This is a genomic window from Burkholderia sp. NRF60-BP8 (assembly GCF_001522585.2).
Taxonomy (GTDB): Bacteria; Pseudomonadota; Gammaproteobacteria; order Burkholderiales; family Burkholderiaceae; genus Burkholderia.
The window spans coordinates 2,698,844-2,710,621 of the sequence record NZ_CP013372.1; the positions used below are offsets into that span (position 1 = coordinate 2,698,844).

Genomic DNA, 11,778 nt, shown 5'->3' on the forward strand with positions numbered 1-11,778 from the left:
TCCCGTTATCGTCCGCTGCCGAGCGCCTGCGCGGCCGGCATCGCTTCGTACGGCGTCTCGCGCACGGTCGGCTTCGCTTCGCGGCGCGCGCGCAGCACGGCGATCAGCCCGTATACCGCGATGCTGACCACGACGAAGATGAACAGCCCGGCCAGCGCCGCATCGATGTAGTCGTTGAAGATGATGCGCTTCATCTGCGCGATCGACTTCGCCGGCGCGAGCACCTTGCCTTCGTCCACCGCGGCCTGCAGCTTCGCGGCGTGCGCGAGGAAGCTGACCTTCGGGTTCGCGTCGAAAATCTTCTGCCAGCCTGCCGTCAGCGTGCAGATCAGCAGCCACGCGGTCGGCACGATCGTCACCCACGCATAGCGCTCGCGCTTCATCTTGAACAGCACGACGGTGCCGAGCACCAGCGCGATCGCGGCGAGCATCTGGTTCGAGATGCCGAACAGCGGCCACAGCGTGTTGATGCCGCCGAGCGGATCGACCACGCCCTGGTACAGGAAGTAGCCCCACGCAGCCACGCACAGCGCGGTGGCGACGAGGTTCGCCGGCAGCGATTCGGTGCGCTTGAGCGCCGGGTGGAACGTGCCGAGCAGATCCTGCAGCATGAAGCGTCCCGCACGCGTGCCCGCATCGACGGCCGTCAGGATGAACAGCGCCTCGAACAGGATCGCGAAGTGATACCAGAACGCCATCATCGCTTCGCCGCCGATCACCTGGTGCAGGATGTGCGCCATGCCGACGGCCAGCGTCGGCGCGCCGCCCGCGCGCGCGATGATCGTCGTTTCGCCGACGGCCTTCGCGGTCTGCGTGAGCATGTCGGGCGTCAGCACGAAGCCCCATTGCGTGACGGTGTTCGCGACGGCTTCCGGCGTCGAGCCGAGCACGGCGGCCGGTGCGTTCATCGCGAAGTAGATGCCCGGCTCGATCACGCACGCGGCCACCAGCGCCATGATCGCGACGAACGATTCCATCAGCATCGCGCCATAACCGATGAAGCGCGCGTTGGTTTCGTTGTCGATCAGCTTCGGCGTCGTGCCCGACGAGATCAGCGCGTGGAAGCCCGACACCGCGCCGCACGCGATCGTGATGAACAGGAACGGAAACAGGTTGCCCGACCACACGGGGCCGGTGCCGTCGACGAACTTCGTCAGCGCGGGCATCTTCAGCTCCGGTGCGACGACCAGGATGCCGATCGCAAGGCCGAGGATCGTGCCGATCTTCAGGAACGTCGACAGGTAGTCGCGCGGCGCGAGCAGCAGCCACACCGGCAGCACCGACGCGACGAAGCCGTAGCCGATCAGGATCCACGTGAGCTGCGTGCCGCTGAACGTGAACCACGCGGCGAGGGTCGGCGAATCGTGCACGTGCTGACCGAACGCGATCGACGCCATCAGCAGCACGAAGCCGATGATCGACACTTCGCCGATGCGGCCCGGACGGATGAAGCGCGTATAGACGCCCATGAACAGCGCGATCGGAATCGTCGCGGCGACGGTGAACGTACCCCACGGCGAATTGGTCAGCGCCTTCACGACGATCAGCGCGAGCACCGCGAGGATGATCACCATGATCAGGAACGCGCCGAACAGCGCGATCACGCCGGGCACCGTGCCGAGTTCCATCTTGACGAGGTCGCCGAGCGAGCGGCCGTCGCGGCGCGTCGAGATGAACAGCACGATGAAGTCCTGCACCGCGCCGGCGAACACGACGCCGGCCAGGATCCACAGCATGCCGGGCGTGTAGCCCATCTGCGCGGCGAGCACGGGGCCGACCAGCGGCCCGGCGCCGGCGATCGCGGCGAAGTGATGGCCGAACAACACGTACTTGTTGGTCGGCACGTAGTCGAGGCCGTCGTTGTACTTGACCGCCGGCGTCATCCGCAGCCCGTCGAGCTGCATGACCTTGCTGGCGATGAAACGGCTGTAGAAGCGATACGCGATCAGATACACGCAGACTGCGGCGATCACGATCCAGAGGGCACTGACGCGCTCGCCGTGTGCAAGCGCGATCGTGCCGAATGCGAACGCGCCGAGCAGCGCGACCGCGATCCAGAGCAGGGTACTGGAAGCCCGATTCATGGCGTCTCCTGGTCTCCAATGTGTTTTTGAGTGGATGCGGCGAGAGGCCGAACCCGCGTGACGTCGATGCGTCGTGCCGCGGCCTCGCAGAGACCGCGGCGATGGGCCGTAGTATTCCGCGCGACGGGGGCCCCTTACAAGCGGATAACTACGTATGAGGATCTACGTAGAATTACGTAGATGCGTGGCGCCTGCATGCCGTCAGGCCGCGATTGCCCGCGACCGGCGAGCCACGTACAGTATTTGCCTGCCTCCATTCCGGAACCGCCATGCCGATCGGATTTCAGAAGATGAACGCGAATGGCGATGACTTCGTCATCGTCGACCTGCGCGGCCGGGAACACGATCCCGCGCAGCGCATCGATCGCGACCTCGTGCGGCGCATGGGCGACCGGCGTCGCGGCATCGGCTTCAACCAGCTCGCGGCGATCTCGAACGACGACGACGCAGCCGCGCGCGTCGCGTTCTGGAATCCCGACGGCTCGGCGCTCGATACCTGCGGCAGCGCGACGCGCGGCGTCGCATGGAAGCTGATGCGGGAAACCGGCGCGGCGTCGGTCGTGCTGCGCACGAATCGCGGGCGCCTGCACTGTGCGCAGGCGGCGGATGGGCTGATCGAGGTCGAAATGGGCGCGCCGCGGCTCGGCTGGCAGGACGTGCCGCTCTCGGAAGCCGTCGACACGCTCGCGCTGCCGCTGCCCGGTGCGCCGGCCGCCTGCAGCATGGGCAATCCGCACTGCACGTTCTTCGTCGACGACGTCGCTGCGCTCGACATCGAAGCGCTCGGCCCGCCGATCGAAGCGCATCCGCTGTTTCCGCTGAAGACCAACGTCCATTTCGTGCAGGTCCTCAGCCGCACGCATGTCCGTCTACGTATCTGGGAACGCGGCGGCGGCGTGCCGCTCGGCTCCGGCTCGTGTTCGTGCGGCGCGGTGGTCAACGGCGTCCGGCGCGGGCTGCTCGACGACACCGTGCGGGTGACGTGCGACGGCGGCGACGTCACCGTTCGATGGGACGGCGCAGGCAGCGCGTTCCTGAGCGGGCCGGTGACGTTCGGGTTCGACGGAGTGTGGCTGTGACGCCCGACGACGCACGAACTTTCCACGCGCTGCGCCCGCGCCTGCAGAAGATCGCGTACCGGATGCTCGGTTCCGTCGCGGATGCCGAGGACATCGTGCAGGACGTGTGGCTGCGCTGGCACGACGCGGCGCGCGACAGCATCGAGAACGCCGAGGCGTGGCTCGTCGCGGTCACGACGCGGACGTCGATCGATCGCCTGCGCGCGGCGAAGCTCCGGCGCGAGCACTATACGGGTATCTGGCTGCCCGAACCGGAGCTCGGCGAATCGCCCGCGACGCCCGAGGAAATGACGGAGCGCGCGAACGACGTGTCGGTGGCGTACCTGCTGTTGCTCGAACGGCTGACGCCGGAAGCGCGCGCGGCGTTCCTGCTGCACGAAGTCTTCGAGTTCGACTATGACCGGATCGCCGACGCGATCGGCAAGACCGAAGCCGCGTGCCGGCAGCTCGTCAGCCGGGCCCGGGCGCGGCTGCGCGACGATACCCTGCCGCGGCATGCGGTGCCGCACGAAACGCATCGCCGGCTCCTGAAGACGTTCACGCAGGCGCTCGCGCAAGGCGACTTCCCGTCGATCCAGGCACTGCTCGCCGAAGATGCGATGCTGATCGGCGACGGCGGCGGTCACGTCCAGAGCTTCCCGAAACCGATGGTCGGCGGCCGGCGCATCGCTCAACTGTTCTATGCGACGTGGTTGCGCTGCGGCAGCGGTGTCGAGATGCGGCCGGTCGTGCTCAACGGCCAGTGGGCGCTGCTGCGCTTCATCGACGGGCGGCTCGAAGCGGCGATGGCGTTCGAGACCGACGGTACGCGCATCGGCCGGATTCTCGTGCAGCGCAACCCCGACAAGCTCGCCCGGATCGCGGCTGCCTCCGCCGCCGGCTGACGCGTGCATCGCGCGCCGGCCGCGGTCGAGCGCGGATTGGTGCAGCGCGCGCAACACGATGCGTCCCCGTGCGTGGCTACCGCCCGCTAGCGCACACTCCTAAGATGATTTCGCGCGGCGCCCTGCCGCCCACGACACCCGCGCAGCGCGGGCCAGCCTCTTCGTCGCCAGGAGAAATCATGACGCAGCGTATCAACTACATTCAACAGTCGCCCGAGCTGTTCAAGAAATTCCTCGAACTCAGCAATCAGCTGCGCAACAGCGCGATCGAGGAATCGATCCGGGATCTCGTGTCGCTCCGCGCATCCCAGATCAACGGCTGCGCGTTCTGCGTCGACATGCACGTGAAGGAAGCGCGCATCCACGGCGAGCGCGAGCTGCGTCTGCACCATCTGACGACGTGGCGCGAATCGACGCTCTTCTCGCCGCGCGAGCGGGCCGCGCTCGCATGGACCGAAGTCCTGACGACACTGCCCGAGCACGGCGTACCGGACGACCTTTACGATCGCGTGCGCGGCCAGTTCTCCGAGAAGGAATTGTCGGACCTGACCTTCGAAGTGATGGCGATCAACGGCTGGAACCGCGCGAACGTCGCGTTCCGGACCGTGCCGGGCTCGTCCGACAAGGCGTTCGGCCTCGACAAGGCGAATCTCGCCTGACGGCCGCCCACCGCCCTCCTTCGCTGCCGGCCGTCGGCCGGCGGCCCACCGGAAGCCACCACCATGATTCGCAAGACACACGTGATCGCGTCCGCGCTCGTCGTCGCGAGCGCCGCGACCGACGCCGCTCGCGCGGCGCCCTCGGCCATCGTCACGCCGCTGATGACGAAGCCGCTCGACGCGTACCCGGGCAAGGAAGCGCTGATGATCTCAGTCGAGTATCCGCCCGGCGCGGTCGATCCCGTCCACCGCCACCACGCCGACGCGTTCGTCTATGTGGTCGAGGGTTCGATCGTGATGCAGGTGAAGGGCAGCGAGCCCGTCACGCTGAAGCCGGGCGACACCTTCTACGAGGGCCCGAACGACTTGCACACGGTCGGACGCAACGCGAGCCGGACCCGGCCCGCGAAGTTCATCGTGCTGCTGTTGAAGGACAAGGGCGCACCCGTGCTCGTGCCGGAAAAATAGCCGGCTCGCACGTCGCCCGCACCCTGTTTGAAAAAATGCGGCGGGCGGTGTCACAGGCAGCAGCGCTGAAACGTCTAGTCGCATACGGACACCACGATTCCAGCGCCTCCATGCCCGACACCTCCATTCGCCGCCCCGATGCCGACGATCCGTTCGCGCGCAGCTTCTCGACCTGCTATGCCGGCGTGGTCACCTTTCTGGCCGTCGTCACCGAAGGCAGCTTCGCGCGCGCCGCCGATCGCCTCGGCGTCGGCCGCTCGTCCGTCAGCCGCCACGTGCAACGGCTCGAGGACCGGCTCGACGCACGCCTGTTCCAGCGCACGACCCGCAGCGTGTCGCTGACGCGCGAAGGCGAGCTCTTCTACGAAAACTGCCGGCCCGGCATCGAGCGTCTGGCGCAGGCGCTCGAGGACATGCGCGAGCTGCGCAGCGGGCCGCCGAGCGGGCACCTGCGCATCGGCTCGACGCCGGGTTTCGGCCGCAAGGTCGTCGCGCCGCTGCTGCGCGATTTCCATGCGCGGTATCCGGACATCACGCTCGACCTGCTGCTGAACGACCGGCCGGCCGATTTCTCCGCCGACCGCATCGACGTCGCGTTTCGCGACGGCCGCATGGAGGACAGCGCGATCGTCGCGCGCCGGCTGATTCCGATGCAGATGATCGTCTGTGCGTCGCCGGCTTACGCGCACCGGCACGGCTTGCCGCGCCACGTCGACGATCTCGCCCGGCATCGCTGCATCAACCTGTGCACCGCGTCGGGCCGCGTGACGGAATGGGAATTCAGGATCGACGGACTGACGCAGCAGCGTCAGGTCGCCGCGCATCACACGTTCAACGACATCGACCTCGTCGTGCGCGCGGCGCTCGACGGGCTCGGCATCGCGCAACTGCCGGCGTATCAGGTGTGCGACCTGCTCGCCGACGGCCGGCTGGTAAGCTGTCTCGGCCAGCATGCGCCGGACGACGGCGGACACTACCTCTGCTACCTGAGCCGCAAGCACCTGCCCACGCGCATCCGCGTGTTCATCGACTACATGATCGAACAGACGCGTGCGCGCGACCTGCAGTGCCCGGCCACGATGACGACGATGGCGCCGCTGGAGACGATCGATTGATGCATTCGCAGCAACACGGTGAGGGCTTGCAGGCCTCTACCGGATCACGCGGCGCATGCCTACGATGCGGGCTGTTCGACACGCACGCGAGTACGGCGCTGCGCCGTTCGGCAAGATACCGGCCCGGTCGCGCGAGCGCGACGGTCGCCGGTTTCGGCAGGTTCAAGCGGCGTGCATGTCGCGCGCCCGTTCAAGGAGAGCAATCGTGAAAATCGTCGTGATTGGCGGTACCGGCCTCATCGGCAGCAAGGTCGTCAGGAACCTCATCGCACGCGGCCACGACGCGGTGGCGGCCGCGCCGTCGACCGGCGTCGATACGATCACGGGTACGGGACTGGACGACGCGCTCGCCGGCGCGGAAGTCGTCGTCGATCTCGCGAATTCGCCGTCGTTCGAAGAAGCGGCCGTGAAGGCCTTCTTCGAGGCGTCGGGGCGCAACCTGTTCGCCGCGGAGCGCGCGGCCGGCGTGCGCCATCACGTCGCGCTGTCGGTGGTCGGCACCGACCGGCTGCAGCAGAGCGCGTATTTCCGCGGCAAGATCATTCAGGAAAACCTGATCCGCGATGCAGGCGTGCCGTACACGATCGTGCGCTCGACGCAGTTCTTCGAATTCGTCGGGGCGATCGCGCAGGCTGGCACGCAAGGCGACACGGTCCGGTTGACCACCGCGCACTTCCAGCCGATCGCATCGGACGACGTCGCGGCCGCCGTGACCGACTTCGCGCTCGACGCGCCGCGCAACGGCATCGCCGAGATCGGCGGCCCCGAGCGCGTGCGGATCGCGGATCTGGTCGAGCGTTTCCTGGCGGCCACGCACGACGCGCGGACGGTGACGCGCGATGCGGGCGCCGACTACTTCGGCGCGATGCTGCAGGACGACACGCTCGTGCCGGCGCCCGGCGCACGCCTCGGCGCGACGACCTTCGACGCATGGTTCCGGCAGAACGCGCTCGTACGCTGAACGCCGCAGCCGGATCACGCACGCCATGACGCCGCTGCGCCCGCCGCCGCTGTCGCTGCTCGACCGGTATCGCGGACGGGAACCGCAGACGCTGTACTCGACGACGGTGACCGTCACGGGCGGGGCGGCCGAGCACGGCCGCGCATCGGGCGTCGCCCGTTCCGACGACGGGCGCCTGGACATCGAGCTGCGCCTGCCGTCCGCGCTGGGCGGGCCCGGCGACGGCCCGAACCCGGAACAGTTGTTCGCCGCCAGCTATGCGGCGTGCTTTCACGGCGCGCTGAGCCTGCTGGCTGCACGGGCGGGCGTGTCGATCGCCGGCGCATCGGTATCCGCATCGATCGACTTCTGTCGCGATCCGATGGACGGGCTGTTCATGCTGAACGCGAACATTCGCGTGCGGCTGCCAGGCGTCGAGCGCGCGGTGGCGGAAGAACTCGTCCGCAATACGGAGCGTTTCTGTCCGTACACGAAGATGGCGCACGAGGGAATCAGCCACGTCGTGGCGCTCGCGCCGGCGGACGATGCGCCCGAACGCTAAACGGCGCGCACATTCAACCCATCGTCTTCACGAGAAAGTCATGCAGTCATTCGACAACAAGGTGGTCCTCATTACCGGCGGCGGTGCCGGCATCGGGCTGGCAGCGGCCGTCGCGTTCGCACGCGAAGGCGCGCGCGTCGTCATCACGGGCCGCCGCGAAGATGCGCTGTCCGCGGCCGCGCGCAGCGCGCCGGGCATCGACTACGTGGTCGCGGATGCCGGCGATCCGGCCGACGCCGCGCGCACGATCGACGAAGCGGTCGCCCTGGCGGGGCGGCTCGACGTGCTGGTCAACAATGCGGGCGCGGGTGCAATCCTGCCGCTCGAGTCGGCTACCTTCGAAGCGATCAGTGCGATCTTCTCGGTCAATACGCTCGGACCGTCGATGCTCGCGACCGCCGCGTTGCCGCACCTGAAAGCAGCCCGCGGCAGCATCGTCAACGTGTCGAGCACGTTCGGACACAAGGCCGCGGCGCTGTTGTCGCACTATGCGGCGAGCAAGGCCGCGCTCGAGCATCTGACGCGCTGCTGGGCGCTCGAGCTCGCATCGGCGGGCGTACGCGTGAACGCCGTCGCGGCGGGTCCGACGGAAACGGATTTCCTGTCGGAACGGATGAAGCTGTCGGCACCCGAGATCGAAGCGATCAAGGCGCAGGAGCGCGCGCGCATTCCGCTTGGCCGGCGCGGCGAGCCCGCGGACGTCGCGAACTGGATCGTGTCGCTCGCGTCGCCACAGGCGGCATGGATGACGGGGCAGGTGATCACGGTCGACGGCGGACTCGACGCAACCTGACCGTCGCGAGAACGCGCGGCACGCGACGGACGACGCGTGCCGCGCGAGGTGGCAGATCAGTGCTTTTCGTCGAGCTTCTTCGGCTTCGGCGGCGACGGCACCTTCGCGTACTGGAACGCCGGCGTGGCCTTCAGCGCCTCCTTGGTCGCACCGGGCAGGTAGATGTTGCCGTTGCGCACGTCGAGCGACGCGATCGGCACCGCGACGTCGTGCGCGGCCACGCCGAGGAAGCCGCCGGCCGACACGATCGCGGCCGACACCGAGCCGTCCGGCGCGACGATCAGGTCGCGGACCTTGCCTACTTTCTGGTTCTCGTCGTTGTACACGGTCTTGCCGAGCACGCTCTTCTTCACGCTCCAGCCTTCGAGCAGCGCCTGCGATTGCTCGACGGTCACGCTGATCGGCTGCGCGCCCGCGATCTGCGCGTGCGCGCCGACGCTCGACGCGAGGACGGTTGCTGCGAGGAGGGTCTTGTAGAACTTCATATGCGTTGCACTCCGGTTCGGTTGTTGTGGATTCCGGGAACGAAGCGACGCGGGTGCAAAGGCCGATCGGTGAGCACCCTGCGGGTGGCCGCCCCGCGGGTGACCGCCCCGCGGATGGCCGCCCCGCGGATGGCCGCCCCGCGGATGGCCGCCCCGCGGATGGCCGCCCCGCGCTTCGTCAGTCGCGTGGCGGCCGACCGCGCCGCCACGGCGTGTGTGCGTGGCGGACCGACATGGCCGGGCCGCAGCGTGCAACACGGCGTTCATGGTAGCGGCAAACGACGGATCGTGCGTTCGGAGTGCGATGCAGCAGGTAGGGCGAACCGGATCGGGATCAAAGATCACGCAGAACAGACGGGCGCGCGGCACGAAAAAATGACGCCGCGGCCCGTCGATCAGGACAACCTCGCAGACGGCCACCCGATCTTCGCGGCGCGCCGAACGACGCGGTGGCCGGCACGCCGCCGCCCCGCTGCGTCACGCATTGCGCGAATACACCCTGCGATGCCGCACCGCCTCCGCCAGCACGTCGAGCACCGGCTCGGTCTGCGTCCAGCTCAGGCACGCATCGGTGATCGACACGCCGTACTGCAACGGCACGCCCGGCTTCAGATCCTGGCGGCCGGCCTCGAGATGGCTCTCCACCATCACGCCGACGATCCGGTGCTCGCCCTGCGACAGTTGCCGCGCGAGATCCTGCGCCACCTCGATCTGCCGCTCGTGCGACTTGTTCGAGTTCGCATGCGAGCAGTCGACCATCACCTGCTCGCGCAGGCCGGCCTTGCGCAGCACCGCGCAGCTCGCTTCGACGTGCGCCGCATCGTAGTTCGGCCCGTTCTTGCCGCCGCGCAGGATCACGTGCGCATCGTCGTTGCCGCGCGTCTCGAAGATCGCGGCCATCCCCATCTTCGTCATCCCCATGAACGCATGGCTCGCGGCTGCGGCGACGATCGCGTCCGACGCGACCTGCACGCCGCCGTCGGTGCCGTTCTTGAAGCCGATCGGGCAGCTCAGGCCAGACGCGAGCTGGCGATGGCTCTGGCTCTCGGTCGTGCGCGCGCCGATCGCGCCCCACGCGATCAGGTCGGCGATGTACTGCGGGCTCAGCAGATCGAGGAATTCGGTCGACGCCGGCAGGCCGAGCGCGTTGATGTCGAGCAGCAGTTGCCGCGCGGCGCGCAGCCCTTCGTTGATGCGGAAGCTGCCGTCGAGACGCGGATCGTTGATGTACCCCTTCCAGCCGACCGTCGTGCGCGGCTTCTCGAAGTAGACGCGCATCGTGATCAGCAGGTCGTCCTTTAACGCGTCGGCGGCGACCTTCAGGCGGCGCGCGTAATCGAGCGCCTGTTCGTGATCGTGGATCGAGCACGGGCCGACGACGAGCAGCAGCCGGTCGTCGCGGCCGTGCAGGATATCGCCGATCGCGCGGCGCGTATCCTCGACGAGCGTCTGCGTGGCGGCCGGCACCGGCAGTTCGTCGAGCAACAGCGCCGGGGAAATCAGCGGACGCACGGCGCCGATGCGGACGTCGTCGATGCGCGTGGTGTCCTGCGTCGCGTCGGCGCTGCCTACCTCGCGATCGTGGGAAGGATTGTCGAGGTTCTGCATGGCGATTCTCCGGGGACGTCTATCTGGAATGATGGGCAGGCTCGATTATGGCACCCGGGAGAGGCAGCAGCCGACACGCCGGCCGAAGACGCGCTGCATGGCATCGTCCACGACCTGTCGGAACAAGTTCGCACGGAACAGGGGTGGCGCGTCAACGCAGACTCGGCTCCACGCCCGAGACGGCCGCCGACGACATCGCGCTGAAGTAACGCGATGGTGCGCGCGCACCATCGCCATTGCGTCAGGAAGGGATCAGCCCGCGTCGCCCTGCGCGCCGACGTCGATCCCCAGTTCGCCGGCCATCCGCTGCACCAGCGCATTCAGCCGCGCCACTTCGTCCGCGAGGCGTTTCTGTTCGGCCTTCAGCGCTTCGAATTCGGAAGGCGGCACCGCCTCCGCACCGCCGGCATCCGTGCTCGCGAAATCGGCCACGTTCACCGCGCCGCACATCAGGTGCATCCAGCGGTTCTCACGCGCGCCCGGTGCACGCGGCAGCCGGACGACGAGGGGTTGCGCGCGCGCCGCGAGTTCGTCGAGGAACGCCTCGACCGACGAGATATCCGCGAAGCCGTGCAGGCGCGCGCTGTTCAGGCGCAACTCGGCGGCCGTCTGCGGGCCGCGCAGCAACAGGATCGTCAACAGCGCGATCGCCTGGCTCGGAATGCCGAGTACGCGGTTCATGTTGTGCTCGAAACGCGGCACGCGGCTGCTGCTGCCCTCCATCACGAGGCTCAAGTGCTTCAGCCCGTCGAGCGCGGTCGTGACTTCGTCCTCGCTGACGTTCATCACCGGCGAGCGCGCGGTTTTCTGGTTGCAGCCCGCGGTCAGCGCGTTCAGCGACAGCGGGTAGGTATCCGGCACCGTGTGCTGTTTCTCGACGAGCACGCCGAGAATGCGGGCCTCGAGAGGCGTGAGTTCGCGAAGAGCGCGGGGCGTGGGCGTATCCGGCGTGGTGTTCATGAGTGGCGTCGCAGCGTGCAGCAGGTGAAGGGAAACGGTCGCGGCCCGTCCGGCGTCGCGCACGGGCGAGCCATATGATAGCTCGCGACGCGCGGCCCGGCGCCACTCGCCGCACCGGCGCGCGCACGCGCCGCAGCGGGC

The 11,778-nt window shown here is 68.2% G+C and carries 12 protein-coding genes; 8 read left to right on the plus strand and 4 right to left on the minus strand.

Going from position 1 to position 11,778, the window contains the following annotated elements:
• Nucleotides 1–5: 5 nt before the first annotated feature.
• A complete protein-coding gene (locus tag WS54_RS12495; protein ID WP_034205896.1) occupies nucleotides 6–2,084 on the minus strand; it encodes a carbon starvation CstA family protein in 2,079 nt (692 codons plus the stop codon).
• 269 nt (nucleotides 2,085–2,353) lie between these two features.
• On the opposite strand from WS54_RS12495, the gene dapF reads away from it, so the two are divergent.
• The 8 genes from dapF (at nucleotide 2,354) to WS54_RS12540 (ending at nucleotide 8,584) form a co-directional block, all read left to right on the plus strand.
• A complete protein-coding gene (dapF, locus tag WS54_RS12500) occupies nucleotides 2,354–3,163 on the plus strand; it encodes a diaminopimelate epimerase (RefSeq protein ID WP_059780157.1) in 810 nt (269 codons plus the stop codon).
• Complete coding sequence (locus WS54_RS12505; RefSeq protein ID WP_059780158.1) at nucleotides 3,160–4,047, plus strand: RNA polymerase sigma-70 factor; 888 nt, start codon at nucleotides 3,160–3,162, stop codon at nucleotides 4,045–4,047. The genes dapF and WS54_RS12505 overlap by 4 nt, the downstream gene beginning before the upstream one ends.
• 179 nt (nucleotides 4,048–4,226) lie before the next feature.
• A complete protein-coding gene (locus WS54_RS12510) occupies nucleotides 4,227–4,706 on the plus strand; it encodes a carboxymuconolactone decarboxylase family protein (protein ID WP_059780159.1) in 480 nt (159 codons plus the stop codon).
• 63 nt (nucleotides 4,707–4,769) lie between these two features.
• Nucleotides 4,770–5,174: a cupin domain-containing protein gene (locus WS54_RS12515; protein WP_059780160.1), complete on the plus strand. Its 405-nt coding sequence runs from the start codon at nucleotides 4,770–4,772 to the stop codon at nucleotides 5,172–5,174.
• 110 nt (nucleotides 5,175–5,284) lie between these two features.
• Nucleotides 5,285–6,289 carry a LysR family transcriptional regulator gene (locus tag WS54_RS12520; protein ID WP_059780161.1) on the plus strand — a complete coding sequence of 335 codons (1,005 nt, stop codon included), beginning with the start codon at nucleotides 5,285–5,287 and terminating at the stop codon, nucleotides 6,287–6,289.
• A 205-nt stretch (nucleotides 6,290–6,494) separates the two neighbouring features.
• Nucleotides 6,495–7,250 carry an SDR family oxidoreductase gene (locus WS54_RS12530; protein WP_059780162.1) on the plus strand — a complete coding sequence of 252 codons (756 nt, stop codon included), beginning with the start codon at nucleotides 6,495–6,497 and terminating at the stop codon, nucleotides 7,248–7,250.
• Nucleotides 7,251–7,275: 25 nt separating this feature from the next.
• A complete protein-coding gene (locus WS54_RS12535; protein WP_059780163.1) occupies nucleotides 7,276–7,791 on the plus strand; it encodes an Ohr family peroxiredoxin in 516 nt (171 codons plus the stop codon).
• 40 nt (nucleotides 7,792–7,831) lie between these two features.
• Entirely contained in the window at nucleotides 7,832–8,584 is a 753-nt protein-coding gene (locus WS54_RS12540; protein WP_059780164.1) for an SDR family NAD(P)-dependent oxidoreductase, read from the plus strand.
• A 56-nt stretch (nucleotides 8,585–8,640) separates the two neighbouring features.
• Here the strand turns inward: WS54_RS12540 and WS54_RS12545 are convergent, their stop codons facing one another.
• From WS54_RS12545 to WS54_RS12565, 3 genes are all read right to left on the minus strand, one after another.
• Nucleotides 8,641–9,069, minus strand: coding sequence for a PRC-barrel domain-containing protein (locus tag WS54_RS12545; RefSeq protein ID WP_034205887.1), 429 nt, complete (start codon nucleotides 9,067–9,069; stop codon nucleotides 8,641–8,643).
• A gap of 477 nt (nucleotides 9,070–9,546) precedes the next feature.
• Nucleotides 9,547–10,677: a 3-deoxy-7-phosphoheptulonate synthase gene (locus WS54_RS12555; RefSeq protein WP_059780165.1), complete on the minus strand. Its 1,131-nt coding sequence runs from the start codon at nucleotides 10,675–10,677 to the stop codon at nucleotides 9,547–9,549.
• Between the two features lie 252 nt (nucleotides 10,678–10,929).
• Entirely contained in the window at nucleotides 10,930–11,637 is a 708-nt protein-coding gene (locus tag WS54_RS12565) for a YceH family protein (protein WP_059780166.1), read from the minus strand.
• Nucleotides 11,638–11,778 lie beyond the last annotated feature (141 nt).

Bases quoted from the DNA above. Each gene is read 5' to 3' on its own strand.
- WS54_RS12520 (WP_059780161.1), top strand. From the start codon at position 5,285: ATGCCCGACACCTCCATTCGCCGCCCCGATGCCGACGATCCGTTCGCG.
- dapF (WP_059780157.1), top strand. From the start codon at position 2,354: ATGCCGATCGGATTTCAGAAGATGAACGCGAATGGCGATGACTTCGTC.
- WS54_RS12515 (WP_059780160.1), top strand. From the start codon at position 4,770: ATGATTCGCAAGACACACGTGATCGCGTCCGCGCTCGTCGTCGCGAGC.
- WS54_RS12510 (WP_059780159.1), top strand. From the start codon at position 4,227: ATGACGCAGCGTATCAACTACATTCAACAGTCGCCCGAGCTGTTCAAG.
- WS54_RS12545 (WP_034205887.1), bottom strand. From the start codon at position 9,069: ATGAAGTTCTACAAGACCCTCCTCGCAGCAACCGTCCTCGCGTCGAGC.
- WS54_RS12495 (WP_034205896.1), bottom strand. From the start codon at position 2,084: ATGAATCGGGCTTCCAGTACCCTGCTCTGGATCGCGGTCGCGCTGCTC.
- WS54_RS12540 (WP_059780164.1), top strand. From the start codon at position 7,832: ATGCAGTCATTCGACAACAAGGTGGTCCTCATTACCGGCGGCGGTGCC.
- WS54_RS12535 (WP_059780163.1), top strand. From the start codon at position 7,276: ATGACGCCGCTGCGCCCGCCGCCGCTGTCGCTGCTCGACCGGTATCGC.
- WS54_RS12555 (WP_059780165.1), bottom strand. From the start codon at position 10,677: ATGCAGAACCTCGACAATCCTTCCCACGATCGCGAGGTAGGCAGCGCC.
- WS54_RS12565 (WP_059780166.1), bottom strand. From the start codon at position 11,637: ATGAACACCACGCCGGATACGCCCACGCCCCGCGCTCTTCGCGAACTC.